We start from the raw sequence: 26,529 nt of genomic DNA, 5'->3' as shown, positions 1-26,529 counted from the left end.
ATCCCCTATGACTCGCCATCTGGCGAGTCATTCTTCTGCAATAAATGGCTCTTATTTACCCAAATATACTCAACTCCAGAGCAGACAGAGTAAAAAGCTACCAAAGAAACTGTGATCGTGGCAAAAAACTCCAAATCATCCGTGGAGATGATTCCTTTTGCGCAAAAGAACATAGCAAAAATAATTAAAAAGAAACTGATAGCTTGAAGAATTGCCTTTAACTTCCCGCTTGTCCTAGCAGCTAACACCTGCCCCCTACTAGCACATAACATACGCAATGTACTCGTCACAGAATCTCTAGCTAAAAAAATGAAAACAAGTATGAGAGGGAGATTTACTGGGGGTTGCGTAAACGTTAGATACAATGAAATGCGGTATACACTATCTGCCATAGGATCTAGAAGCTTCCCTAGGTCTGTGACTTGAGAGAATTTTCTCGCAATATACCCATCCACAGCATCTGTAATCTCAGCTATGATAAGCAAAAATAGTAAAACATACGGCAAAACTGTAGCAGATAACCCAAACCATTTTCCCTTCAAATACAAAATCATAAAAATTGGTGTGATGAATAGACGAAAAAATGTCAGGTAGTTCGGTAAACTCACGCTCATCTGTTCCCCTGGAAATCTTTCTTTGAATACCCAAGTTTCGCGCCCGTTTGAAAAAGTCAGCGCCACGCACATACTAATCAGACTCTTTCGTACCATCCCTCTGTAAAATGGTAAAACTTCTCTCGAGAACGCTCACTTGCTTAGTTCTCTCATTCTTAGCATTTCTAGAATTTATCGCTAGTTTTTCCAGTCAGGAATTCAGAATAAATAGGATCCCATAAAACTTTCAAAAAACCTATCAACAGTACAACTCATTAATAAGACTGTGCTCTCCTCATCAACAGGATATTTCTCGCCTTGTTCAATTAATATAGCTTCCACTAGTATGTTCCTCTAGGAATGCTAGATATTCCTTAATCCCTGTGGAACTTAGCCTCTATTTCAGCCTTGTTCCATGTACGTAAAGTGATTCCTTTTCTCAGACATCCAGGAGTTTTTATGTCCTCACAACCTTTAACTCTTCAAGACATGATGGCGGCTATTTTACGTTTTTGGAGCGAACAAGGCTGCATCATTCATCAAGGATATGATTTGGAAGTTGGGGCGGGGACATTTAACCCAGCGACCTTTCTTCAGGCATTAGGACCAGAGCCTTTTAAAACAGCTTATATTGAACCTTCTCGACGTCCACAAGATGGCCGTTATGGGCAGCATCCTAATCGCTTGCAGAAATACCACCAATTACAAGTGATCCTCAAGCCCGTTCCCGAAAATTTCCTTTCTCTTTATTTGGAATCGCTCAAAGTCATCGGATTAAATTTAGTTGACCATGACATTCGTTTTGTCCACGACGACTGGGAAAATCCAACTATTGGAGCTTGGGGACTAGGATGGGAAGTATGGTTAAATGGCATGGAAATTACACAGCTCACCTATTTCCAAGCAGTAGGAAGCAAGCCTCTAGAGGCAATTAGCGGGGAAATTACGTATGGCGTTGAGCGTATCGCAATGTATCTCCAGAAAAAAAACTCTGTCTATGATGTCATGTGGAATGATTCCTTAACCTATGGAGATATTACACAACATGCAGAGCAGGCCTGGAGTCAATACAATTTTGAAACCGCAAATACTTCTATGTGGTTAAAACATTTTGAAGACTTCGCGGCGGAAGCTTTAGCTACGCTAGACAAAGGACTCCCTCTCCCTGCTTATGATTTTGTCATTAAAGCCTCTCATGCATTTAATATGCTCGATTCCCGAGGGGTGATTTCTGTAACCGAACGCACCCGATATATCACTAAAATCCGTCAATTAGCCCGTGCTGTTGCAGATAAATACGTAATATGGAGAGAGTCGCTAGGATTTCCTCTTCTTAAAACAATTCCTTCTACTCCAACAGTAACGGCTAAACAAATCCCTCATATTTGCCAAGACGAAGACTTCTTACTTGAAATTGGAAGTGAAGAACTCCCAGCAGCCTTTGTTCCTACTGGAATTCAGCAATTAGAATCACTAGCTAAAAAACTTCTTGCTGACCATAACATCTCCTATAACAATCTAGAAGTACTCGGAACTCCTCGACGACTAGCATTACGTATACAAGGCCTGAGCCACCTAACGATTCGCCCAGAAGCAGAGAAAAAAGGACCTCCTCTTTCCCTTTTGTTTGAGGAAGATGGCTCCGTATCCTCTCAAGGAGAGCAGTTTTTTGCCTCTCATGGATTATCCATTTCCCATCGAAGTGCCTTAGATCAGTCTTCCACGATCTGCCGAGTTCGTTCCATTAAAGGAACTGATTATCTATTCCTTGTTATCCCAGAAGAGCGTATAGAGACTGCAGCGATTCTTGTAAATGAGCTTCCTCTATTGATTCGATCTATGCGCTTCCCTAAAAAAATGACCTGGGATAATGGAGGGGTAGAATATGCTCGTCCTATTCGCTGGTTAGTTGCTCTGTATGGAGATCAGGTGCTTCCTATATCTCTAGGATTCGTTTCATCAGGGAATATTTCTTGGGGACATCGACAATTGGACAACCGTCAGTTGACCATCCCATCCAGCAAAGAATACATTGATATTTTGCGAGATGCCTGTGTCATTGTTTCCCAAAAAGAACGCCGATCGATCATTGAACAAGGACTGCAAAATCTAACAGGAGATCAAACTGTTGCTATAGCTCCGGAACATCTTATAGAAGAAACCGTCTTCTTAACAGAACATCCGTTTGTAATCTGTGCCCAGTTTAATCCTGATTTTTGCTCTCTACCCAAAGAGCTCTTAATAGCAGAAATGATTAATCACCAACGCTATTTCCCAACACAGAACTTGCAAGGAGAGATCACCAACCGATTTTTAATCGTTTGCGATAACTCTCCTACTGATACCATTATTGAAGGGAATGAAAAAGCCTTGGCTCCACGTCTTACCGACGGGAACTTCTTGTTTAAACAAGACCTTCTTACTTCTTTAGACTCTTTCGTAGAAAAATTGAAATCTGTAACGTACTTTGATGCTTTAGGTAGTTTAGCTGATAAAACCGCACGATTGAAATTACACTTAGAAGAGACCTATCCCCTTCTTCCTTTATGTCCTAAAGAAGACATTGACACCGCTGTTCATTACTGCAAAGCAGACCTCGTATCTGCTGTAGTCAATGAATTCCCTGAATTACAAGGAATCATGGGTAGATATTATTTGCAGAACGCTGCTTTATCTAAAGCTGCTGCGATTGCTGTTGGAGAACACCTCCAACACATTACCCTAGGATCAAGTGTCTCTACAACAGGCGCTTTATTAAGCATCCTCGATCGAGTAGACAATCTTCTCTCTTGCTTCATCCTAGGACTACTCCCCACATCCTCCCATGACCCTTACGCTTTGCGACGACAATCACTAGAGCTTCTCACCCTGCTCTATACAACACAGAGCTCTGTAGACATAGAAGATCTATTTTCTCGTCTTGTTCGACATTTCCCTACTACTATTCCGAATACGGTATGGTCTCCTGAGGATGTTTTAAACAAACTCTGTTCTTTTGTTTGGGGACGATTAAAAACAATTTTATCATCTCTAGGATTTGCTAAAGAGGTTATTGCTGCAGTTCTCACTGAAAATTGTCCAAAAAATCCTTTAACTATCATCAATAGCGCTCGGTCTATCCAAGAACTGCAAAACACACAGACATTGGAAACTATTGCATCGACACACAATCGATTAAAGAAAATTCTAGCTTCTCTATCTTTCTCTGTTACAGAACAAATATTCTCTCTCATAACTTCAGAGGACATGTTGTTCAAGCAAGCTTTGGAGCGATTTAAAGAAGCGACAACTTCTCTTCCAATTAGCTCTCGAGAATATCTACTCCAGTTAGAAGATTTATCTCAAAGCACCGCGCTCTTTTTAGACTCTGTACGCATTGCTGATGACGATGAAAACATCCGCAACCAACGCATTGCGTTGTTAGTAGCAACTCAAAAATGTTTTGGATTCTATGCTTGGGATGCTCTGTAAAATACGAAAAAGTACTTTACGGACAAAAAAAGCCCTCTCTAGTCAAGAGAGGGCTTTTTCATGATTTTTAATGTTTACTTGATATCTTCAGACACTTGAGGAATCAACGTGATATCCATAATTTCTGCAGAGGTATCCCCAACAGCTATTGTAATAATCGCAGGCTGTTCTGGAAACTCTTGATCAGGGAATGCCGCCAAAAAGGCTGTAATCTCCCCAATCATAGGATCCTGAATAGGAGGATAGATAAGCGGGACGACCCCAGTTCTAGCAAGAACAACAAAATCGGCAAACTCTGCTAACAAAGAGTCCTCCATAGAGGAAGCCACTTCATAAAGAAGCTCGAAAGAAAACCCTTCGGAACGATCTAATAACACAACTAAGGTCAGCTTATCGTGTTCTCTTGCATGCCGTAAAGCTTGCTCATAACTATAAAATACACAAGTATCTTTCCCCTTCCCACGCGAGTCTTCCTCTACCTCTTGTGGACACTGACGCTCTTCTTGTGAGAATGCTTCAGTTGTAGGAAGAACCAGTATCAACGAGAATAAGGCTAACAAGAATCTCATAAGAAAGCTCCTCTTCTACTCAAACAAAAAATTTTTTCGATCAAGGCTATCACAATACGACAAAAATAGCTGCTTAAATAAACTAAGAGAGAAGCCTTCCTTTTGGAAATTAGGAATAGGAAATTATATTCTCTCTTGAGAAGCCAGCAACCCTTCTAGTTCCTGACTCTGTAAATTTTGTAATTCATTTAAAATGCAGGTGGAACCGTATCCTAACCCAGCACTTTTAACGACTTCGTGAGCAGAATCCAGTAACGAAGTTACAGAAGACGGAGGAACCACAGCCATCCCTACTGCCTCTGACGCCATAAAACTTAAAGCTTTGGGAGACGATGCAGTCAATGCTGCCCCACAAAACAACGAGAAAGTAAACGCGGTTAATAAAAAGTGAAAACTTCTCATAAAACCTAATAAACTTATAGTTAACAGGCCAATATTTTATAATAAAAACAAACTAACAATCAACATTTTAAAAACAGGTTAAAAGTCTTTATCAAGAAACTAAAGAAACCTTAATTCTCTCCTCAGAAAGACGAACATACTCTTGTAAAGAATCTAACTCTTTCCCCATCTGATGACAGAAATTTCGTTTTCGATCTCGCCAATGCTTGTCTAATAATTTTTGGATTGCTTGAACAACAATGTCCCGCATTAATTCAGTATTTATCCTCCTATCTACTAAAAGCGTCATGGCTTCCGTTCCCCAAACCAGCGCCATCATATCGTCCATAGAAGGCAACATATGCTTTTCGTTGTAATGATTCATTGCCATCACAAATATAGACCGGTACTCTATACAATGAAACTCCTCAGGAGAAAGATAATGTCTCACTGTGGCTGGGACGAACTCCTCTTCAGGCTTAGCAAATAATAAACAACGTATGACATCAGCTTCTAAAATCATCCTAGGAGAAATTTTTTTTGAAGCTTTCCCCCCTTTATAAGCTACTGCAGTAGCCTCAGGGTCCGGGCAAACTTCTTTCGCATCAGCCTTTTTGCCTTTGTCCTCCGTAGCAGACTTAATGGAAGACAGATAACTCAAAACTGCGGCCTCGGGGACTTTAACCAAAGAAGCTAATTGTCTCAGATATTCATGAATCATAATGGGGCTTCCCCAATGCTGAACCTGCTGAATAACCTCCTCCACTACCCTGGCCTTTTCCCTAGGAGTAAACTGCTCGTAGGAGCGAATTTTGTGCCAGACAAGAAAAGAAAGATAATCTTCCCCTCTATCCAGTAACTCACGTAACTCTTCTGGCCCTCTTTGCATTAAAAAGGAATCAGGATCCTGCCCAGAAGGAAGACGACAAACGATTACTGCAATTCCTGCAACCTGACAAAGATCGCCAACACGTAAAGAAGCCTTCTCTCCTGCAGCATCCCCATCAAACAATAAATAGGCTTTAGATACCCCTAATTTAACCAGCTCCTTTACATGGGTCTCGGTGAAAGAAGTCCCTTGAGCAGCCAAAGTACAATTGAAGCCAAAATCGATCATTTGCAAACAGTCGGCCTGACCTTCAACTAAAATCACCCTTTTTTCTTTAGCTATTCGTTTTCGAGAAAATTGTAACCCATACAATACTCGAGATTTCTTAAATAAAAGGGTCTCTGGAGAGTTAATGTACTTCCCTCCTTTTCCTCCTTCTTTAAATCTTCGAGAAGAAAAGCCAATGGTATAGCCTAAAGAATCTTGAATAGGAAACATGATCCTCTGAGCGAACAAAAACCAATCTTTAGAAAGATATCCTGCCCACTCTAACTGTTTCACAGAAATACCCCGCTCCTCCATTGCTCGGACAAACACTCTCTGTTCTGGAGCATAACCTATCTGGAAACGGTCTATGGTATCTAGAGAAAACCCTCTCTTGTATAAATAAGACAAGGCCTCTCCTCCCTCCGGCAAACACAATAAACAATATTGAAAAAATCGTTCCGCTTCTTTGTTAATGCGACGTAAACATTCTTTAGAATCTTGACCTGAAGACTCTTTAGTTTTTGTTTTAATAACAAGATCAACATGAAATTTTTTAGCTAAGAAAAGCACGGCTTCCGAAAACGAATATCCCTGCTGCTTCATAAGAAAGTTGATCGCATCCCCATGTTCCCCACATCCATAACAATGGTAATGCCCTCTTGTTGGATATACGATAAACGAAGGAGTCTTCTCATCATGGAAAGGACAGCAAGCTTTGTAATCTGCCCCGCTACGCTTTAAATGCACGTATTCTCCAAGAACACTGACAATATCAATGCTATGCTTTAGAGTCTCCAAACTCTCTTCTGTGTAATACATACTAGCCTAGTCCCAATCCTCTTGTTATCCCTTAGCCATAAGAGAGATGCATGGTAACGAACTAGGATTTTCTTGGGAATGTGAGACTATTTTTCACTTTTATGATCACTCTTCTCCTTAAGAATTTTACTATAAGTCTTGTATTCCCCAAAAATTCAACACCGTTGTACACTCTGCATGTCAAAGGTTCCTTAGCGAACAAGAGCCTGCCCCTTATCACGAATAAAAAATTTTCGATCACACAATACTAGATAAAGCTATGACACAAAAACTAACCCCCATGATGCAGCAATGGCATCAGTGCAAAGAGCAAGCTGGTGATTGTCTATTGTTATTTCGCCTTGGAGAGTTTTATGAGGCTTTCTTTGATGACGCCTTAGTCTTAGCTCAAAATCTAGATATTACTTTAACGCAGAGACAAAATATTCCTATGAGCGGCATTCCGGCAGCCTATCTAGATGGTTATGTAGACCGTTTAGTAAGCCGGGGATTTAAGATAGCCATTGCAGAACAGGCTGATAATTCTGAAGGAGGTAAGGGGCTTGTACCTAGAACGATTAACCGTTTGATCACTCCAGGAGCCCTATTATCCTCTTCTTTACTCCCTGAAAAAGCCAATAACTATATTATTGCTATCAGCCAGGTAGGCTCTCTATACGGACTCTCTTGCTTAGACCTTTCAACAGGAACTTTCCTAGTTGCTGAATACGATAATACAAAAGATCTCATTGAGGCAGTCTACCGCCTTGCTCCTACAGAGTTATTAAGCCACGCGAAATTTTATCAAAAAAACGAACCTGTTGTTAAACAACTTCAACAGCATTTACGCATCACATTATCAGAACACGTTTCTTGGGCTTTTGAATATCAGTCGGCAACAAAAAAATTATATACCTGCTTTCAAGTTTCTTCTTTAGACGGGTTTGGGTTGCAAGGATTAGTCCCTGCCATTAATGCTGCAGGCGCTCTTCTCTCCTACATTCAAGATAAACTCCTTCTCCCAATCTCCCACCTCTCTATTCCAAAAATTTATGGACAACATAAGCACCTGCTCATCGATAAAGCTTCTCAAACTAATTTAGAATTGTTGTCTGCCATTCATGGAGAACATGGCAAAGGATCTTTGCTTCAGGTTATGGAACGAACCTCCACTCCCATGGGAGGCCGGTTGTTACGAAATACGTTAGTCAATCCCTTCTATGACTTAAAAGAAATTACTCTAAGACAGGATAGCGTAGAGTTTTTCTTAAAACAAGAGCCCCTTCGAAAAACACTAAAACGTCATTTATCTTGTGTACGGGACCTAGAGCGTCTGGCTACAAAAATTTCTACTACCCTAGCCAGTCCAAAAGATATCGGCATGCTTCGTGATTCCCTGCTCTCTTGTATGCACATTGCTCATGATTTACAGAGTTATACTCTTCCTGAATTTTTAACTAATAAATGTCTGATTTCCTCATCTTTAAAATCTCTAATAGAGGCTTTATCAACAGACTTACTCCAAGAGCTTCCTTTAAAAGTTTCAGAAGGGAATATTTTTGCTGATCACTATCATCAAGATCTTCTGCGGCTTAGAAATATTAAAACAAACTCAAAATCTTGGATTCTTGAATACCAAGAACGTATTCGGCAAGAAACGGGCATTAAAAAACTGAAAGTTTGTTATGCCCAAGCATTAGGATACTACATTGAAGTCGCTAGTAGTTTTGCTCCTCAACTTCCGAAAGAGTTCATTCGTAGACAATCTCGCCTACATGCAGAGCGTTTTACTACTCAGGAGCTTCAACAATTCCAAGATGAAGTGTTCAGCGTTGAAGATAAGCTACAAACTTTAGAAACCAAGCTCTTCAAAGAACTCTGTTGTTATATCCTTCAACACAGAGATCTTATTCTCGAGCTGTCAACAACCATTGCAGATCTAGACTACGTAATATCTTTGGCAGAACTAGCTGCAGAATATGATTATCGTCGTCCTCTTGTTGATCATAGCGATGCTTTATCTATCACCAAGGGAATGCACCCTGTGGCCTTAACTTTACTAGATCGGGGCACTTTTATTCCTAATGATACAATCATGCACAGCGCTCAAACACGCATGATCCTCCTTACAGGCCCAAATATGGCTGGGAAATCCACCTATATCCGCCAAATTGCACTACTAGTCATTATGGCTCAAATGGGATCTTTCATTCCTGCTCGATCTGCTCACATTGGTATTATCGATAAAATTTTTACACGCATTGGAGCCGGAGACAATCTTTCCAAAGGAATGTCTACCTTTATGGTAGAAATGGCTGAAACGGCAAATATTTTGCACAATGCAACAGATAGATCATTGGTTATCCTCGATGAAGTTGGTCGAGGAACGAGCACATATGATGGACTTGCTATTGCTCAGGCTGTAGTAGAGTTTCTTTTATTCACAGAAGGGAAAAAAGCAAAAACTCTATTTGCTACGCATTATAAAGAACTTACAGAGCTGGAATTGCACTGTCAGCACGTAGAAAATTTTCATGCTGTTGTGAAAGAAAATGGTGGGCAGCCCGTATTCATGTATGAAATCGCAAAAGGGCACTCGAAAAAAAGTTTCGGGATCCATGTTGCTAAACTTGCAGGTTTCCCCCTTTCCGTTGTATCAAGAGCGCAGCAGATCTTGCATCAATTCGAAGGGCCTGATCTACGTCCAGAACCTGAGAAGGCTCAACAGCTGGTCATGTTTTAATTCTATTTTTTTTGATTGGCGTGCGCATAGAAGATTTTTCTCTAAAAAACGTTTCTTCCTCCCCAGGGGTCTATCTTATGAAAGACTCTCAAGGAGTGGTGCTTTACGTTGGCAAAGCCAAAAATTTGCGTAATCGCCTCTCCTCATATCTTCAAAAAAACGGGGACTCTCGCGAGCGCATTCCCTTTCTGATGAAACGAACTGCTGATATAGATACTATTGTTGTTTCAAATGAAACAGAAGCTCTTCTCTTAGAAAATAATTTAATAAAAAAATACCAGCCTCGCTACAACGTCCTTCTAAAAGACGATAAGACTTTTTTTTGTTTATCGATATCTCTTCAACATCCGTGGCCTAAAATTGAAGCGATACGGACACGAGCGCTCTCACCAAGCAAAAAAAAACAATTATTATTTGGGCCTTATGTTAGTGCTGAAGCCTGCTATGCCCTACTCGAAGTAATTAGCCATTGGTTCCCTCTTAGAACCTGCTCCGATCGAGAATTTTCAACTCGACAACGTCCTTGTGTTCTTTATGAAATGAAGAGATGTTTAGCTCCTTGTGTAGGTTTTTGTTCCCAAACGGAATATCAGGAAACTTTAGAGAAAGCTATTCTTTTCCTTAAAGGAGAAGTGGACACTACGATAGCTAATTTAGAGGAAGCTATCAAAAAGGCTTCTCAAGAACATAAATTCGAACACGCCGCAGCTTTATATCGCACGCTCACACTCATCCGTCAAACAATGGCGAAACAACATGTTGAGAAATTTCAAGCGTACGATATTGATGTACTCGGACTCTATAGAAAAGGCCCTCTTGCTATTATTTCTGTACTCTCTGTCTATTCCGGCAAATTACTCGGGGCTCGTCATTTCACCTTCCCAGAAAATGCTCAGGAAGACTCTTCTCTATTTTCTTCTTTCATCCTGCAATATTATGCAGAGAATACTCGTATTCCCAAGCAGATATTCGTTCCCGTATCTCCAGATAGCCCAGAACTCCCCTACCTATTAAATGCTGCCGAACCACCAAAAATCCGCTGTCCTAAAACGGAATATGGAAAAGAGCTTCTTGCTCTTGCTCATAAAAATGCCGCGGAGCAAGCTAAACCCTTAAATTCCATCACTCTTCCCTACGAAGAACTGCAACAACTTTTTAAATTCAGCCAATATCCGAATCGCATCGAATGCTATGACAATGCTCACTTACAAGGAGAACACAATGTAGGTGTCTATATTGTATTTGAAAAAGGGAGTTTCTCTCCTAAACAGTATCGCACTTTCTCTATCACTTCTCATGGTGATGATTTAGCAGCATTTGAAGAGGTACTTACACGACGTTTCCGCTCTCTTACTACAGAACTTCCTGATCTTATCGTGATTGATGGCGGACGTAATCAGTTCAGACGAGCACAGCACATTTTGGAGAAACTTAATTTAACAGGAATCGCTGTAGTTTCTATTGCTAAAGAATCGGGAAACCACAGCAGAGGCTTACAACAAGAGAAACTGTTTTGTGAAGCTTTCCCTCAGGGGATACTCCTTAATCCTACCTCAGAAATTCTTCAATTCTTCCAACTATTACGCGATGAAGCACACCGTTTCGCGATCAACCGTTACCGGAATAAACATTCTAAAGCCATTCTAACCACAAAAAAAATTCCAGGAATTGGAAAGACAAAAACTACACATCTACTTCAAAAATTCAAAAGCTGGAAACGTATACTCTCAGCTTCAGAAGAAGAACTAAAAACAGTTCAAGGACTAACCAAAAAAGACATCCAACGAATTCAGGAAGAGGGAAAAAGAGCAGAATAAAAGCTTTCTGCTCTAATTACAGAATTTTATGAAGAGCTTTCCTATTCTTCTGTTTTGACCAAAGAAACTTCCTCTAAATGTGCCTCTGTGGAAGGCAATGCTTCTAAACAGGGTTCAGCAATCACTTCAATGGCGGGAACTTCCTCATCTTTTGCTTTAGGATGCGTTAACCCCTTAACTACGACATGAACAGCCGCGACATGCAATCCTGTATATTCTGAAATTTCGGATACAATGCACCCCTGGATTTCATCTGTTTTTTCAGGAATAGAAACTCCATAGTCAACATTTACCTCAACACGAACTTTGACTAATAAATTCTTACTATCCTGTTCAACATAGATCCCCTTCATTCTTTCAATATCACGTCCAAAAAGGGTATCAATGAGGTTCCCTCCTAATAAAGAAACCCCATCTATTTTTGCTAAACAGTGAAGAATGATCACTTGAATCACACGAGTCTCTATATCGCGACTGAAAACTGTCTCTGGAAATTCCATCTCTTTCACATCTAATTTCAACTTTTGTTTATCCATGCTCTCTGTTGCCTCATTCTCGTGATCGTTTCTCTTCCATTTAGCTCTATTTCTATGCCAATTTTTTTTTAACAGCAACACTTTCAAAAGCTTTTCTTTCCAAAAAACTTTTTGCAAGGAGGTTAAAAGTTACTCCAATCTAAGTCAATAAACAAGATCAAGAAAACGATTCCTCCATTCGCATACAAAAACTATTTTAAGTAACCTAAAAACATCTAAACCTTTATTCTCTACAACAAGTTTTAATAAACAATATTTATGAACATAAAGTTGCAGAATCAATATTTAATAGATATATTAAGCTGCTTTGTCTGTTTACTAATGATGCTCAACCCGCTAGGAGGATTGATCTCGGGATGCCTGGGGTATTTATTAGCTAAAAGAAAGAACCGCGGAGCAATTCGTTGGTTTTTTGCTACGTTGTTCTTCGGACTAATAGCCGGTATCTTCCTTGTTGCACTTCGTCCTAACCCCAAAAAAAACTAGGTAGCTTTCTTATTTCTTAAGAAATTTTAATAAGACAAAATTTTTTTAGTGAGAAAAGCTGCTCTTAGAAATAATGTGGTTATTTACAACAAAATTGAGTTTGGCAGACTTCTCATGAATTCCGGGATGTTCCCCTTCACATTTTTTCTATTATATATTTGTCTGGGAATGCTTACTGCTTACCTAGCGACAAAGAAGAATCGTAATCCTATAGGCTGGTTTCTTTCCGGAATGTTTTTCGGGATTTTCGCAATTATTTTCCTACTTCTTCTTCCCCCACTTTCTTCTACGCAAAATAATAGCTCCATGGAGCAAAAAGATTCAGAAGATTTCTTTCTACAAAATGCTCTGGAGGATTCAGAAATTATCTCGATCCCAGCAGATACGATTCATCAAGTTCCAATTGATACAGAAAAATGGTTTTATCTGAGTAAAGATCGCACTAACGTAGGCCCCCTCTCGATAGTACAACTCATTGCATTTCTGGAAGATTGCAAAGATTCTCCAGAAAAAGGGGTAGATCCTCTGGAACTTTGGGTATGGAAAAAAGGAATGTCGAATTGGGAAAGGGTAAAAAACGTCCCCAAACTTCTAGGAACGATAAAAGATGAATAAAAAAAGCCCCTTGGTTTAGGGGCTTCAAATAAGCTCTACCAGCTTGCTTTAATAACGCCAGGAATATCTCCCATAGAGGCCATTTGTCTGAAACAAATTCTTGAAATAGCAAACTTTCTAAGGTATCCACGAGGACGGCCCGTTAACAGGCATCTATTGTGTAAACGAGAAGGAGATGTATCTCTCTTCATTTTATTTAGAGCTTCACGAGCTCTTTCTCTTTCTTCCTCGCTAACAGACAAGCTCTTTGCAAGCTTGCGGAGCTCTGCTCTCTTCTGAAAATTAGCTTCTACTAATTTTCGACGTTTAACTTCCCTAGCTACTGCTGACTTCTTCGCCATGCGTTCTCACCTAAATCTATATATTACTTCTTACGAGCAGGACCTGCTTGACGCTGCTTACGGTTAGGGTCTTTTTTATTGATAACATAAAGACGTCCCTTACGACGAACAAGCTTATCACCTTTTGAGGGGTCTGCTTTAATGGATGAACTTACTCTCATAATATGCCTTACCTGGCGCTCTTAAATAAAGAGACTGATTCTCACTATACCCTCACTTACACAAAACATTAGAAATGAGAGTCTCTAACAAAATAGCTTCCCACCGGGCAAAAGCACCTTTTTGCTAAAATCCGCAGTACAATCAAAAACTTCAAAAGTCTTCTATAATGATTCCTGCTCTCTACGCATTCCCAAGGCGCTAGCCCCCTCTGTACACAGAACTGCAAACGAGAGCCTTCCCGGATAAAGGAGGATTAACAACTAGAGGAACAAAATTTACCCTTTTCCCCACTTTTTGACAATAAGAGACTTAATCAGACTTCTATCTGCTAAAAGAATCTGTCCATTTCAAAGGAAATCATAAAAATTGTGGCCCCATATTGATCTTTTAGATGAGATCCTTTAGACTCGTTCCTAGTCTCTTTAGGGACAAGGTCACTGAAGGTTAGGAGAATATTGTGAAACGCACCTATCAACCTAGTAAAAGAAAACGTACAAATTCTGTGGGATTTAGAGCTCGCATGGCTACAAAAAGTGGAAGAAATCTTTTAAATCGTCGTCGCCGTCACGGCAGACATTCCTTAATTGATCTCTAAGATCTTTCATTTGTGCATCGGTTAACTCTACCTAAAAGTGCCCGCCTATTGAAACGTAAACAATTTGTTTACGTGCAGCGTTGTGGGCAATATTGTCGTACTGATCAGGCAACTTTACGAATAGTTCCTTCTCGTCATTCGAACATCCGTAAAGTAGGGGTTACTGTTTCTAAAAAATTTGGGAAAGCCCATCAGCGCAATCGCTTTAAAAGAATTGTGCGAGAGGCTTTTAGGCATGTGCGACCAAATCTTCCCGCATGTCAAGTGGTAGTGTCTCCTAAAGGGGGCACTCTACCAAATTTTGGTAAACTATCCGCGGATCTTCTTAAGCATATTCCAGAGGCTTTGCCTCTCGTTACTTCTTCTAAGTAGTTTTTTATTTTGGTCAAAAAATAAAAAACCATTCCACGCTATAGAGGCATGGAATGGGAAGGAATACTAGTTTTGTAACCTTTAAGACTGATGTCGCATATGATCTAATGAGCGAGAAATGCTCGATTGTACATCTTGTGGCGCTGCCTCGAAAGCAATCTCGGCATGTTCTAAAGCACTATTAGGAAGCTCTGCATCAAGGTAATATTGAGAAATAATCATCTCAAGTCTCCATTGATTTTCCTTATCTTGCTCTCCAAATTGTGTAAGATACCCTACCAAAGGCTCTAACACTTCAGCAATATTTGCATTTGTTGCACCCTGGGAGCGCTTTACTAGCTCTTGAAATTCAATTAAGGCAACAGTGAGGTGAGTAAGCTGTTCATTCTCTGGGTCTAATTCCAACAAACGATCTTTTATAGAACGGCATTCTTCCGAATCCATTCTACCGGCTTCAACTAGTTGTCGAAACTTTTCAGATAGGAAAAAGCTATCACTGCACAACACTCCTTGATCAAGGGCTGTAGCCATGAAATCCTTGCGAGATAGCTCCTCTGCAAGCTGATAGTACTTACGTAATTCTGCTGCAGACAAGGAAGGAATAAGCGGGAAAATGTGCTCTAATTCTCGGTCGTTAGCAATTACCCTACAAAGGCTCTCTCCTAAATTAGACCCATTTTCGTTCCCAAAGCTCTCAATCTTATAAATTTCTCGTTCTTCAGGGGACAATAGTACTAAACTAGGGAAAACACTTACGTGTAACTTATTTTTTAAATCCTCATTTTGTTCATTGATCCGCGAATCTTGTAACTCTGCATGGCGAGGAAAGTCGACAGATACACAAATAAATTTATCAGAAACTGTCGCTATAAAATCCGCAGAACTCAGCACTTCATCTCGAATTTTCATGCAGCTTCCGTTCCAATCGGAACCAGAGAAAAACAACAACATCGGCAAATCTTTCTCTTCGCTCTTGCTTTTAGCCTCTTGATAATCAACATACCAAGAAAGCTCATTACGCTCGTCCAAAGGAGTAGCGCACAAGCTAGATGAGCCTAGTCCGAAGAAGAGCATGGTAGCTAAAAGCTTTCTCCCTTTAAAAGAGCAACTTCTAGTAATCCGTAAAGAAGACATGAACTCCCACTCCTCGCTTATCCATTAGAAGTAATGGCACCCTCGAAAACCTTGAGAAAACCTCTCCTGAAACGGCTTTTCGAACACTTTTCTTGTATATTCTTTTTTTTATTAAAAGCAAACAAAGATTCTATTGTGTGGGAACAACATCCCCCCTCCCCATTTTTTCTTATTTTGGAATACTCCCTATTCCCTAAATAAGAATTCAGAATCCGTGCTACGTAGAAAAATTCTATAGACTAAGCAGAAAGGGTTGCTTATCATGAGAAAGAGGATTCGCTCTAGCAGCACAAAACAAGGCTTTTTCACATGCACAATGCTATGGATTTATTTCTATATAACACCCTATCGAGAGAAAAAGAACGTTTTCTCCCCTCTAATGATCCTGTTAAACTCTATACTTGTGGGCCAACTGTTTACGATTACGCTCATATAGGAAATTTCCGCACGTACGTTTTTGAAGATTTGCTAAAAAGAGTCCTTCTTTTTTTAGGCTACTCTGTTCATCACGTAATGAACATTACTGATGTGGATGACAAGACTTTAGCCGGAGCTCGCAAAAAGGGTTGTTCCCTCGAAAAATATTGCCAGCCTTATATTAACGCTTTTTTTGCTGATTTAGAAACCCTTCATATTTTGAAAGCAGATGCCTACCCTCATGCTACCCACTATATTCCCCAAATGATCGAGGCCATTCAACAGCTTATTGATCAAGGTATTGCCTATGTAGGACAAGACCAATCTGTCTATTTTTCTATTAGCCGGTTCCCTAATTATGGATCTCTTTCGCACCTGAATCTAGAGGAGCTGCGACAGAGCTCTCGTATAGACGCAGATGAGTATGATAAAGACAACTTATGCGACTTCGTTTTATGGAAAGCTTATGACCCTAATCGAGATGGAGAGATCTTCTGGGAAAGCCCTTTTGGAAAAGGACGTCCAGGATGGCATCTAGAGTGTTCCATCATGTCTATGGCTCTTCTTGGCCAATCTCTTGATATTCATGCTGGAGGTGTAGATAACATCTTCCCTCACCATGAAAATGAGATTGCACAATCCGAGTCATTATCGCGCAAACCCTTCGTACGCTACTGGCTACACTCTCATCACCTTCTTGTTGATGGAAAAAAAATGTCTAAAAGCTTGGGGAATTTCTTCACATTAAGAGATCTACTTCAACAAGGATTTTCTGGAGAAGAAGTTCGGTATCTCTTACTACAAGGACATTACAGAACCCAATTAAATTTTACCCAAGAGGGATTACAAGCTGCCCGTCAGTCTCTCAAACGCTTAAGGGATTTTATTAGCAGATTAGAAGATCCTTTCTATCCCGATGATATTATCCATCCAGAAGTAGGCTCTGCTTGTCAGAATTTTTTAGAAGCCTTTGTGACTTCTATTACAAATGATCTAAATATCTCCTCAGCTTTAGCCTCTCTATTTGATTTTATCCGAAAAATCAATGGTATGATCGACCGCCAATCTATTCAGGAAGAAACCTCTTCTGAATTTTCTAAACAAGACGCGCAACATATTCTCTCTTTATTGCGCCAGATAGACCAAGTTCTTGGTGTTTTACCATTTTCCCAGGCTGACATTCCTGAAGATGTGTTATTGCTTGTAAAAGAGAGAGAAGCCGCTAGGAAAGTTAAGAATTGGAAAGAAGCAGATCGCCTTCGAGATGAGATCATATCCAGAGGTTTTGCCATCGAAGACGGCAAAACCGGGATGAAAGTGAAAAAGATTTAGTCCTATTTTGACTCTATACGCCGCATAACAGGAAAGTACAGAACGTCTCGAATGGATGCGGCATCTGTCAACATCATAACTAACCGATCTATTCCTATTCCGAATCCCCCTGCTGGTGGCATTCCTTGGCAGAGAGCTTCTAAAAATTCTTCGTCTATAGGATGGTATTCGCTATCAGGATTCAAAGCCTTTTTCCGCATTTGCTCTTCTAATAGTTTTCGCTGTTGCAAAGGATCGTTGAGCTCTGAGTAAGCATTGCATAGCTCCTTCCCTAAACAGAAGCTTTCAAATCTTTCCACCAAAGTTTCATCCCCAGAACGCAATGTTTTGCAAAGAGGAGTTGTTTCTAATGGATGATCCGTAATGTGATGTGGCGCAATAAGCTTATCACACACCAGCTCATCAAATAGCAAAGCAATCATTTCCCCTCGAGTAGCAGAAACATAAGCTTTCTCAGGAAGAGCTGTTCGTGTTTTTAGAATGTCTCGCAACTCATGCTCTGAGTATTGATCAACATCAACACCTCCGTAAACAGAAATACTTTCTTTCATGGTCATACGAATCCAAGGAGCTTTGAAATCGACAATCTGAGGGCCGGATTTCAAATGAGAATACTGTACTTTTGTCTCTCCATTATTCAATGCTCGTACGACATATTCAACAAGGTTTTCCACACATTTCATCACATCATTGTAATCCCAATAAGCAGCATATGCCTCGATCATCGTGAACTCTGGATTATGCGTCCTATCGATCCCCTCATTACGGAACACTTTCCCGATTTCATAAACACGGGACATCCCCCCAACAAGGATTTTCTTCAATGCGATCTCTAAAGAAATTCTAAGGAACATTTCTGTATGCAGAGCTTTTAATGTGGTAACAAAAGGAGTTGCCTCTGCTCCCCCATAGATGGTTTGCAGTACAGGGGTTTCCACTTCTAAAAAATCCTGTTGATCCATGTATTCACGAATCAACTTAAGAATCCGACTTCTTGCTAAAAATGTTTTACGAACTTCCTCTGATGAAATAAGATCAGCCCAGCGCTTACGATAACGAATTTCCTTATCAGCTAATCCTGAATGCTTATCAGGCAGAGAAATTAAAGATTTACATAACAACGTTACAGTCTCAACAAGGACTGTTAGTTCTCCTGAATGTGTGAAGAAAAGATATCCATCTATACCTAAGATATCCCCTAAGTCCAGCTTCTTCTCAATAAATTTAATGGAAGAAATTTCAGAATCAGCAGGTAACCCTGCTACCTGAGAAAAATCTCGATTAAACATAACTTGAATTTTAGCATCCCTATCAAGGATTTGCCCAAAAGCATTTTTACCCATAGAACGGAAAAGAACCAGCCTTCCAGCAAACCGCACTTTAGGAGTCTCTTTCCGAAAAGCAGCTTCGCTATCCCCCAATTCATTATCTACAACCCGATTACGAATTTCCTGTACCTCAACACAATCAGCGTACTGGTAGGGGTATGGATTTATTCCTAATTCTCTGATTTCTTTTAACTTAATGGTTCTATACAAATAATCTTCGTGTTGCAAATATTCAACTTCTGCAGACATTAACCGTCCTTTGGCTCAAAAAAATGGTCGCAATATTTTCCTTCTTATGACAATTCCGAAGGTCCTAAGCAGACCTATGCTACATCAAACTTGAGAAATTTTGAAGAGAGAGGATGAGAAGCTTCCTTTCTCCAAAATAGAAAGAGAAAACATCCGTGTTTTCTCTCCCCTTAATTTGAAAGTAACACACTTTTCTCTAGATAGAGCAAGGATTGCCGTGAAGAACTACGAAATGTGCAATACTTTCTTTAATCTGTAAACGTAGGCTTCTCCTCCCCCGTACTCAAATCCCATTTTTGCCACTTCCCTACCTCTGGAATCTAGCAAGACAAGAGTTGGAAATCCGTCTACCCGATACTGACTTTTTAACTTAAGATTCTGTTCTTTTTGTTCTGGAGTTTGCTCCGCGCTGTGAGGGAAGTCCACCTCTACCATGCAAAGATACTGTTTAGCAAAATCAACAAAATCAGATGTTTTTAAAATCTGATCTTGCATTCTCATACACCAGACGCACCAATCGGACCCTGTAAAAAATAGAGCTACAAATTTTCCTTCTTTTTGCGCCTTATTCAGAGCATCTTGGTAAGACATCCAGTGAAGCCCTGATTGAGCAACTTGATCGATTTTCTGTGAACCTGTACTACGACGCTTGGCAGCAAAACAAGGAGCTGTTACAGACATACATCCCAAAACGAGCAGGCTCCCCAATAACCAGTTTCTCATAATTTTCTCTCTTTTTTTTGTTTCATTGTAAGAAATTGCTTTCTTTAGCCTTTAAATATGACAACAGTGATGCGTAGATTGCAATGAATTCATCTGGGCTGATAACCTTATCTATCTGGAATAATGTCCTACTTACAACCTGTGCATCTAGTCGACACGTCATGCATTCACTTGCTGTTTTTCAAGAAATCTTTAATCGCTATACGGAAAAGGCCTACCCAGCCACGTCTACACTGGTCCCACTATATTTTCCAGAAGAACCTCTTCACTCTGTAGAAGACCTAGCTCCTCCTAATGAGATCCCTGCCCCTCCACCTCCTTTGGAACCTAAAGAACCTCTTACAGCTCTGACTGCCCCATTATCCTCTCCTCCGCAACCCAAAGAAACAAAACACTCGTGGGCCTGTGTTCCTATCTATCCAGGGCTTTCTCATGAGGAACTCTTAAAAGAAAATTATCCTGTTTTGAAACCTCACGTGCAGCGACCCGCACAAGCCCTTTGCGGTATTTTTGTTCATGAAACTCAAGAACACGAAATTCTTTTTTTCAATCGTTTAGCTAAAATTCTTTCACAAAGGCTCTTCCCCACTCGACTTGTCCTTTTTCACCAAAAAACATTATCCGATTTTAGTCGTTCTCCCCACCCTTTTTGTTTGGCTCCCTTACCAAGAATCGGGTATAAAAATTCGCAAATCCAATACCATACCCCGATTTTGCAAAATGAAATAACCTGCATACCCATTTATTCCTCTTCCCAGTACGAAAAAGATACAGCATTAAAAAGAGATTTATGGACCCTACTCACCAATCTTTCCGCCTCTACGCAGAAGTCTTAGTCAGTGCAAATATCAATAAAATCCTGGACTACGGCATTCCTGCTGAATTGGAAGACCGAGTAACTATAGGATCTGTTGTTAAAGTTCCCTTACAAAGAAAAGTTACAAATGACAAATATAAGTTTGCTATTGTTCTCAAAATTAAAGATTCTTCAGATTTTGCTAATGTAATTCAGCCTATTGCAGGGATTAGTTACGAAGGGGTTACCCTCCCAAAAGATCTCATTGATTTGATTTTCTGGATCAGTCAGTACTACTTTTGCCCTTTAGGAAGTACATTATCCCTATTCCTCCCCACCGTATACTCACAGACACATTCAACCAAACACCAGAATAACGTATTTCTAGGACAAAATGCTGAGCGTACGCAAGAAATCATAAAATCCATTGAAGATCCCCATCAAATTGCAGTCCTTCGCAAATTACTCAAAACTACAAAGCCCCTTACTCCCAAAGAACTGATCAAAAAAACCGACATATCTACAAAAATTTTAGATAGCTTATCTAAACAAGGATTCATCCGTATAGTAGACTCTGCCAATTTGGAGATCCAAGACGAACAATTACAATACTTCCTTCCAGAGCCTCCAACACTGACTCAAGAGCAAATAGAAGCTATCAACACGATCTCCCAATCATTAATTACCACCAAGTTTCAAACATGCTTATTATTTGGAGTAACTGGAAGTGGAAAAACAGAAGTGTATCTTCAAGTTATTCGTAAAGCTAGGTCCCTGGGGAAAAGTGTCATTCTCCTAGTTCCTGAGGTTGCTTTGACTATTCAAACCCTCTCCTTTTTTAAAATGCACTTTGGTGCTGAAGTGGGCGTGTTGCACTACAAGTTAAGCGAAAGCGAGCGTACCCAAACCTGGCACAAAGCTGCTCGAGGGTTAATTAATATCATCATTGGCCCTCGCTCTGCGATTTTTTGTCCTATGCAGAATCTGGGATTGATCATCGTTGATGAGGAGCATGACGGCGCCTATAAACAAAGCGATTTACCACCTTTTTATCAAGCTCGAGATGTAGCAGTCATGCGAGGGAAATTCACTAATGCTACAGTCATTCTAGGCAGCGCTACTCCAAGTTTAGAAAGCTATACCAATGCTTTATCTAAAAAATATACCCTTTCTGTCCTTTCTAAACGGGCTTCTACATCAATCCCCACTAAGGTTTCCCTCATTGATATGAATAGGGAAATGGAAAAAACGCGAAAAAAGATCCTCTTTTCTCCAACAGTTATTCGAAGTATTGAACAACGCTTAGCAGTTGGAGAACAAACGATCATTTTCTTTAATCGCCGAGGATTTCACACCAATGTGTCCTGCTCATCATGCAAATACACCTTGAAGTGCCCTCACTGTGACATGATCCTTACATTTCATAAAACCGAGCGTATTCTCCTATGCCACCTTTGTAATACGCGATTATCTAAACCTATTACATCATGTCCTCAATGCCATGGCACTATGACATTGCAATACCGGGGGGCAGGAACAGAAAAAATCGAGGCCCTTCTCCAAGACTTTTTCCCAACAGTCCGCACTATACGCTTAGACTCTGACACCACGCGCTATCGAGGAAGTCATGACGCATTAATTAAACAATTCGCTACCGGGAAGGCAGATATTCTTATCGGAACACAAATGATTGCAAAAGGAATGCACTTTCCTGCAGTCACTCTTTCTGTAGTTTTAAGTGGAGATTCCGGCCTATACATCCCAGATTTCCGAGCTGCTGAACAAGTTTTCCAACTGATTACACAGGTCACTGGACGATCAGGCCGTAGTTACCTTCCTGGAGAAGTTCTGATTCAGACTTTTCTTCCACAAAATTCCACTATATCACATGCATTAGCTCAAGATTTTCCAGCCTTTTACAAAGAAGAAATTTTAGGAAGAAAAGCATGTAACTATCCCCCTTTTACTAGACTCATCCGCTGTATTTTCCTTGGGAAATGTGCAGAATATACCTTGCAAGAGGCCCAACGCATGCACGAGCTAATCAAACAAAATTTGGATGCTCAGGCTTCTCTTATGGACATATCCCCCTGTGGGCACTTCAAAGTAAAAGACCTTTTTCACTATCAATTTTTGATCAAAACTCGCAACATTCTCACTGTAAATAAACAGCTTCAGGATGCATTTTCAGCTGCTAAACTTTCTTCTAAAGTACGATGCATCGTGGACATAGATCCCATTACTACATTCTTTTGATCTGATACTTGCGAAAGTATCGAAACCAAAATATCCACTTCCTCTTTAGTATTAAAAGCATGCAAATTGGCTCGCAAAGATCCCTTTGCAGGGAATCGCGTAATCCCAACTCGAACCCCAGCTTCAGTTAGCTGCTGATGTAAAACCTGCGAAGGAACACTTGGAGAGGAAATCGGCTGCACAAACCCTGGGGCTGCTGAGGAGACCTTTTGAGCAAAATACTCTCGAATCTGTCGCAATCTAGTTCGTGCAAATTCTCCTTCTTTTGATAGAAATTCATAAGCAACTTGTATAGAAATCAATGAATGCGGAGGCATTCCTGTAGAAAGACTCGCCATAGGCTCTTTGATGAAATCCTGCTTCCTATCATAAGAAGATAAAAGAGCTGCACCTACAGATCCTAAAGCCTTACCAAAAGTGACAAGCACTGCATAAACATTTTCATATCCTATTGAGGAACAAAATCCCCTTCCAGACTCACCAAATAATCCCACAGCATGGGCTTCATCGACTATCAACTGCGCATGATATCTTTGCGCCAGAGCAACTATTTGCTTCAAAGGAGCAAAGGATCCCTTAAAGGAATAAACGGAACAGACAAGAATAAATACTCGCTTGAAACCTTGCTTCTGACAAGAAGCGAGTAAAGATTCTAAATGATTCAGATCATTATGACGGAAACTCTTTTGTTTCTCCGGCATAAAAAGGGCCATGTTATAGGAAACAGAAATATGCGCCTGTTCATCCCACAAAACATAATCGGCTGCAGAAGACAGGTGTGCACAAACCGTTGTATTTGCAACAAAACCACTTGGCAAAACAAGAGCTTCTGCAACACCATGAAAATGTGCTATTCCCTGCTCTAATTCATTTAACAATTCGGAAGGACCTAAGATAGAACGAGATCCTCCGTAACCCAAACGCGCATAAGGCTCGCTAATACAATAACGTTGATAACGAGCCTCAACAGCATCCGACAAACCCTCTAAACGAGAAAAACCAAGGAAATCATTGGTAATAAAATCAATAGAACGCGACCCCTTCAAAACTCATTTTCCTCATAACTATAACAATCTAAAAAGAAGTCCTTATTCGCCAAATAACCGTTTTGCTAAAGCATTTAGTGAGCAGTAATCCGGTTTCCCAGTCCCTAACATAGGGATTGCTTCTACTTGATGGTGATAAGAAATTTTTAGTAAGTTACTTGTTTTTGAGTTTTTTAGGATATCATTTACTTCCTGAATAGACGTGGGGAATATTGTGAAAAGGCATAGACGCTCTTTTTCTCCTGGAAGCCCACACACAACTAAAGGATGATCAGCTTCATTTTGTCCACATCCCTCTATTAAAATGCTTTCCATAGCTTCAAGACTGACCATTTCCGCACCAATCTTCACGAAACGACTCAGTCGTCCTTTTAGGAATAACTCCCCATGGCGATCTACATAACCTAAATCTCCGGTTACATACCATGTCTCTCCATCCAATTCTATGAACCCATGCCCGAAATCTTCTCCAAGATATCCTTTGAATAGAGAAGTTCCTCGAGTTAATACCAGTCCAGTGACACCTGTTGGTACTGGGGCTTTAGTCTCTTCAGAAACAATTAAAACTTCCATCCCTCTAACAGGAATCCCTACACAAGACTCATGTTTCGGGCTATTTACTGTATTGATAGTAATGACCGGTGAGCATTCCGTGGTTCCATATCCTTGACGTAATTGCACGTGTGGGAATGTTTTTAAAGCCTCTTGATATAAAGAGTGTTTGAAAACATCTCCTCCAATAACAACAAACCTCAAAGAAGGAAGTGAAGTCTCACTTTTTTTAGCAGCAGTAAGAATATAGCTGAAGAAAACGGGTGTGCTTCCTAGCAACGTAACTTTCGCCTCATCAACCATTTCTACTATTTTCTTGGCATAAAGAGGGTTATAAGCGAAAACAACAGGCACTCCAGAAAGCAATGGGAACAACGTACAGGAATTAAACCCATAAGCATGGAATGGGGGGAGAAAAGACATCATCACATCGTCTTCTTCAGGAGAGAAGAAATCGAAACAAGCTTTTTGGTTAGCAAGTAACGAGGCGTTGGTAAGAGGAACTCCTTTAGGGAGTTTCTCTGTACCTGATGTGAATAGAATCACTGCCATATCCTCAGGACCTTTATCAAAGGATCCAAACCATCGCATCATCCATTCAAAAGGCATGGACATACAGATCCCAACTCGACACTTATCTAGAAAAGTCAATTCCTTACGGATCTCTTCTAGAAAAATCAATGAGAAAGGATACTCTGCATTCTCTCCATGAGTTTGCGCTAACTTTTGCATAAGAGGCTTCGCAGTAATTACATGCTTTACCCCAACAAGATTTGCACATGCCGTTACTTCCCGTAATCCTTGACTCCAATTAATCATAACGGGAATCTTCCCTGAAAGGAGCGTCGCAAAGTAAGCAATATAAGCCCCGGACGATGCTGGCATCATAATTCCGATATGTTCATCAGGGTATTTAGCCAAACGCGTAGCTAAGGCACAAACTGCCTTATACACCTGATTATAGGAGAGCTTACCAAGTTGCTCATCCCAGAAAACTGTTGCTGTAGTCATCTCCGCACAAAGCTTCAAAAAACTACACAAAACTGTTTTCTCTGATCGCAATTTCCCGCGTTTATGTTTAGCTGTATTCCTATTATCTCGCATCTTTTACCTATGTGTAGGGGACTTCTAAAGGAGTCTCCCCACCCTTCTGATTAAACCAATCCGAGAGGAAAGTATTGAATTCCTGTTTTGTCGGGAACTGCTTCAATACCGAATAATCCGCTGGGCAAACTGAAACTTTCACCTCACGCTTAGGCATGAAAAAAATTCCTCGACACAACAAAGCCTTTGCAGCCTCTTTGAACACCTTGCCTAACTTTGGAGTGCTTCCCGTTTTATAGCGGGAAAAAGAACTCCCCCAAAGCCCCGTAATCTTAACTAAGAATACATCACATTCCTTTGCTCTGTGCAAAATAGTATAGGCAGAATGTTGATTCACAATCTCTTCTGTTCCATCTCTAGATAATCTTCCCGATGGATAAAGAAGCAGACTTTCCTTGTTATCCAGTGCTTGTGTTGCGCATGCATAGAAGCGCTCCATCCTTTCAAGCAAACGCTTGTCATCCCTTCCAGGGACAACAGAAGGAACAGGTATGGCTCTTACAGAGTCAAGAAACCACTTAACAACTGGACTATTAAACAAATAATCTACTGCTATAGGACGCACGTGAAACTTCAACCAAAACACATGCTCTAAAATGACAGGGTCTATCTCTGCTACATGGTTTGAAAGGAACAAAGCACCTTTTTGGGAATTCGGACTGATAGCCTCTAACCCCTCAACCGACACACGATAGCGAAGCTTTAAAGCGCACCCTATAAGAGAAGAGTAAACCACCTCGTACAGCTTACGCCACCCCCCCATCTTCATACTTCCTCTTAGTCTTAGTTTTGTTAAAATTATTTCTGCACAAATGAGTGCAATATTATCATATCTAAATTAACAGGTTTTCATTCTGAAAAGAACTATTCTTTTCATTTATTATCAAAAAGATATCGTAGAATCGCATTTTCGTTAATAATCTTTACAAAAATATAAGTTATTCTCGCAATATCCCAATAGCTCCGCTCTTGCTAAAAACCGTCTCTCTGGTTAGGATGTCCTCTCATATAGCAACA

The 26,529-nt window shown here is 40.3% G+C and carries 22 protein-coding genes and 1 pseudogene; 10 read left to right on the top strand and 13 right to left on the bottom strand.

The genetic code is table 11. The annotated features are described in order from the left end of the window. Window positions 1-5: 5 nt before the first annotated feature. The gene (gene pgsA / locus TC_RS00920) at window positions 6-614 is read right to left on the bottom strand and encodes a CDP-diacylglycerol--glycerol-3-phosphate 3-phosphatidyltransferase (RefSeq protein ID WP_010229728.1); all 609 of its coding nucleotides are present in this window, start codon (window positions 612-614) and stop codon (window positions 6-8) included. A 438-nt stretch (window positions 615-1,052) separates the two neighbouring features. Between pgsA and TC_RS00915 the strand changes: the two genes are divergently transcribed. Next, window positions 1,053-4,064, top strand: coding sequence for a glycine--tRNA ligase (locus tag TC_RS00915; RefSeq protein WP_010229721.1), 3,012 nt, complete (start codon window positions 1,053-1,055; stop codon window positions 4,062-4,064). Window positions 4,065-4,138: 74 nt separating this feature from the next. Here the strand turns inward: TC_RS00915 and TC_RS00910 are convergent, their stop codons facing one another. The 3 genes from TC_RS00910 to dnaG all read right to left on the bottom strand — a co-directional run bounded on the left by TC_RS00910 (window position 4,139) and on the right by dnaG (window position 6,929). Beyond that, window positions 4,139-4,633 (bottom strand): hypothetical protein, encoded by a 495-nt coding sequence (locus tag TC_RS00910; protein ID WP_010229717.1) that lies wholly within the window; start codon window positions 4,631-4,633, stop codon window positions 4,139-4,141. Window positions 4,634-4,756: 123 nt separating this feature from the next. Then, a complete protein-coding gene (locus TC_RS00905) occupies window positions 4,757-5,035 on the bottom strand; it encodes a hypothetical protein (RefSeq protein ID WP_010229715.1) in 279 nt (92 codons plus the stop codon). A gap of 91 nt (window positions 5,036-5,126) precedes the next feature. Beyond that, window positions 5,127-6,929 carry a DNA primase gene (dnaG, locus tag TC_RS00900; protein WP_010229712.1) on the bottom strand — a complete coding sequence of 601 codons (1,803 nt, stop codon included), beginning with the start codon at window positions 6,927-6,929 and terminating at the stop codon, window positions 5,127-5,129. A 259-nt stretch (window positions 6,930-7,188) separates the two neighbouring features. On the opposite strand from dnaG, the gene mutS reads away from it, so the two are divergent. Continuing rightward, window positions 7,189-9,651: a DNA mismatch repair protein MutS gene (gene mutS, locus TC_RS00895; protein WP_010229708.1), complete on the top strand. Its 2,463-nt coding sequence runs from the start codon at window positions 7,189-7,191 to the stop codon at window positions 9,649-9,651. Between the two features lie 20 nt (window positions 9,652-9,671). Further along, window positions 9,672-11,468 (top strand): excinuclease ABC subunit UvrC, encoded by a 1,797-nt coding sequence (gene uvrC, locus TC_RS00890; RefSeq protein ID WP_029589537.1) that lies wholly within the window; start codon window positions 9,672-9,674, stop codon window positions 11,466-11,468. A gap of 41 nt (window positions 11,469-11,509) precedes the next feature. Here uvrC and TC_RS00885 read toward each other — a convergent pair whose 3' ends face one another. Continuing rightward, window positions 11,510-12,004 carry an Asp23/Gls24 family envelope stress response protein gene (locus tag TC_RS00885; RefSeq protein WP_010229703.1) on the bottom strand — a complete coding sequence of 165 codons (495 nt, stop codon included), beginning with the start codon at window positions 12,002-12,004 and terminating at the stop codon, window positions 11,510-11,512. Window positions 12,005-12,262: 258 nt separating this feature from the next. On the opposite strand from TC_RS00885, the gene TC_RS04920 reads away from it, so the two are divergent. Further along, window positions 12,263-12,490 (top strand): hypothetical protein, encoded by a 228-nt coding sequence (locus tag TC_RS04920; protein WP_080502207.1) that lies wholly within the window; start codon window positions 12,263-12,265, stop codon window positions 12,488-12,490. Window positions 12,491-12,604: 114 nt separating this feature from the next. Further along, the gene (locus TC_RS00880; protein WP_010229701.1) at window positions 12,605-13,105 is read left to right on the top strand and encodes a DUF4339 domain-containing protein; all 501 of its coding nucleotides are present in this window, start codon (window positions 12,605-12,607) and stop codon (window positions 13,103-13,105) included. A gap of 35 nt (window positions 13,106-13,140) precedes the next feature. Here TC_RS00880 and rpsN read toward each other — a convergent pair whose 3' ends face one another. Both rpsN and rpmJ read right to left on the bottom strand, forming a co-directional pair. Further along, window positions 13,141-13,446 carry a 30S ribosomal protein S14 gene (gene rpsN, locus TC_RS00875; RefSeq protein WP_010229698.1) on the bottom strand — a complete coding sequence of 102 codons (306 nt, stop codon included), beginning with the start codon at window positions 13,444-13,446 and terminating at the stop codon, window positions 13,141-13,143. A gap of 23 nt (window positions 13,447-13,469) precedes the next feature. Then, window positions 13,470-13,607 carry a 50S ribosomal protein L36 gene (rpmJ, locus tag TC_RS00870; protein ID WP_009872166.1) on the bottom strand — a complete coding sequence of 46 codons (138 nt, stop codon included), beginning with the start codon at window positions 13,605-13,607 and terminating at the stop codon, window positions 13,470-13,472. 458 nt (window positions 13,608-14,065) lie between these two features. On the opposite strand from rpmJ, the gene rpmH reads away from it, so the two are divergent. Both rpmH and rnpA read left to right on the top strand, forming a co-directional pair. Continuing rightward, complete coding sequence (gene rpmH / locus TC_RS04750) at window positions 14,066-14,203, top strand: 50S ribosomal protein L34 (protein ID WP_010904284.1); 138 nt, start codon at window positions 14,066-14,068, stop codon at window positions 14,201-14,203. 12 nt (window positions 14,204-14,215) lie between these two features. Continuing rightward, window positions 14,216-14,575, top strand: a complete 360-nt coding sequence (gene rnpA, locus TC_RS00865) for a ribonuclease P protein component (RefSeq protein WP_010229579.1) — start codon at window positions 14,216-14,218, stop codon at window positions 14,573-14,575. A gap of 81 nt (window positions 14,576-14,656) precedes the next feature. On the opposite strand, the gene TC_RS00860 is transcribed toward rnpA, so the two are convergent. Continuing rightward, window positions 14,657-15,709: a thioredoxin family protein gene (locus TC_RS00860; protein ID WP_010229573.1), complete on the bottom strand. Its 1,053-nt coding sequence runs from the start codon at window positions 15,707-15,709 to the stop codon at window positions 14,657-14,659. Between the two features lie 262 nt (window positions 15,710-15,971). On the opposite strand from TC_RS00860, the pseudogene cysS reads away from it, so the two are divergent. Then, window positions 15,972-17,458: pseudogene (cysS, locus tag TC_RS00855) on the top strand (cysteine--tRNA ligase). Between the two features lie 2 nt (window positions 17,459-17,460). On the opposite strand, the gene lysS reads toward cysS, so the two are convergent. Then, window positions 17,461-19,035 carry a lysine--tRNA ligase gene (gene lysS / locus TC_RS00850; protein WP_010229564.1) on the bottom strand — a complete coding sequence of 525 codons (1,575 nt, stop codon included), beginning with the start codon at window positions 19,033-19,035 and terminating at the stop codon, window positions 17,461-17,463. Window positions 19,036-19,260: 225 nt separating this feature from the next. Further along, a complete protein-coding gene (gene dsbH / locus TC_RS00845; RefSeq protein WP_010229559.1) occupies window positions 19,261-19,758 on the bottom strand; it encodes a disulfide reductase DsbH in 498 nt (165 codons plus the stop codon). A 161-nt stretch (window positions 19,759-19,919) separates the two neighbouring features. On the opposite strand from dsbH, the gene TC_RS00840 reads away from it, so the two are divergent. Next, on the top strand, window positions 19,920-20,594 hold the full coding sequence (locus tag TC_RS00840) for a hypothetical protein (RefSeq protein ID WP_010229556.1): 675 nt from the start codon (window positions 19,920-19,922) through the stop codon (window positions 20,592-20,594). Continuing rightward, window positions 20,549-22,810 carry a primosomal protein N' gene (gene priA / locus TC_RS00835; protein ID WP_010229552.1) on the top strand — a complete coding sequence of 754 codons (2,262 nt, stop codon included), beginning with the start codon at window positions 20,549-20,551 and terminating at the stop codon, window positions 22,808-22,810. Before TC_RS00840 ends, priA begins: the two co-directional genes overlap by 46 nt. Here the strand turns inward: priA and TC_RS00830 are convergent. The 3 genes from TC_RS00830 to TC_RS00820 are packed head-to-tail and all read right to left on the bottom strand — an operon-like array spanning window position 22,729 to window position 26,281. Beyond that, on the bottom strand, window positions 22,729-23,856 hold the full coding sequence (locus TC_RS00830) for an aminotransferase class I/II-fold pyridoxal phosphate-dependent enzyme (protein WP_010229548.1): 1,128 nt from the start codon (window positions 23,854-23,856) through the stop codon (window positions 22,729-22,731). The two genes, priA and TC_RS00830, sit on opposite strands and share 82 nt — an antisense overlap. A 42-nt stretch (window positions 23,857-23,898) precedes the next feature. Further along, on the bottom strand, window positions 23,899-25,512 hold the full coding sequence (locus TC_RS00825; RefSeq protein WP_010229546.1) for an AMP-binding protein: 1,614 nt from the start codon (window positions 25,510-25,512) through the stop codon (window positions 23,899-23,901). Window positions 25,513-25,519: 7 nt separating this feature from the next. Beyond that, complete coding sequence (locus tag TC_RS00820; protein WP_010229542.1) at window positions 25,520-26,281, bottom strand: lysophospholipid acyltransferase family protein; 762 nt, start codon at window positions 26,279-26,281, stop codon at window positions 25,520-25,522. Window positions 26,282-26,529: the final 248 nt, after the last annotated feature.

This window comes from Chlamydia muridarum str. Nigg (assembly GCF_000006685.1).
Taxonomy (GTDB): domain Bacteria; phylum Chlamydiota; class Chlamydiia; order Chlamydiales; family Chlamydiaceae; genus Chlamydia; species Chlamydia muridarum.
Note: the sequence above shows the minus strand (reverse complement) of the source record. Positions and strands in the feature narration are given on the sequence as shown.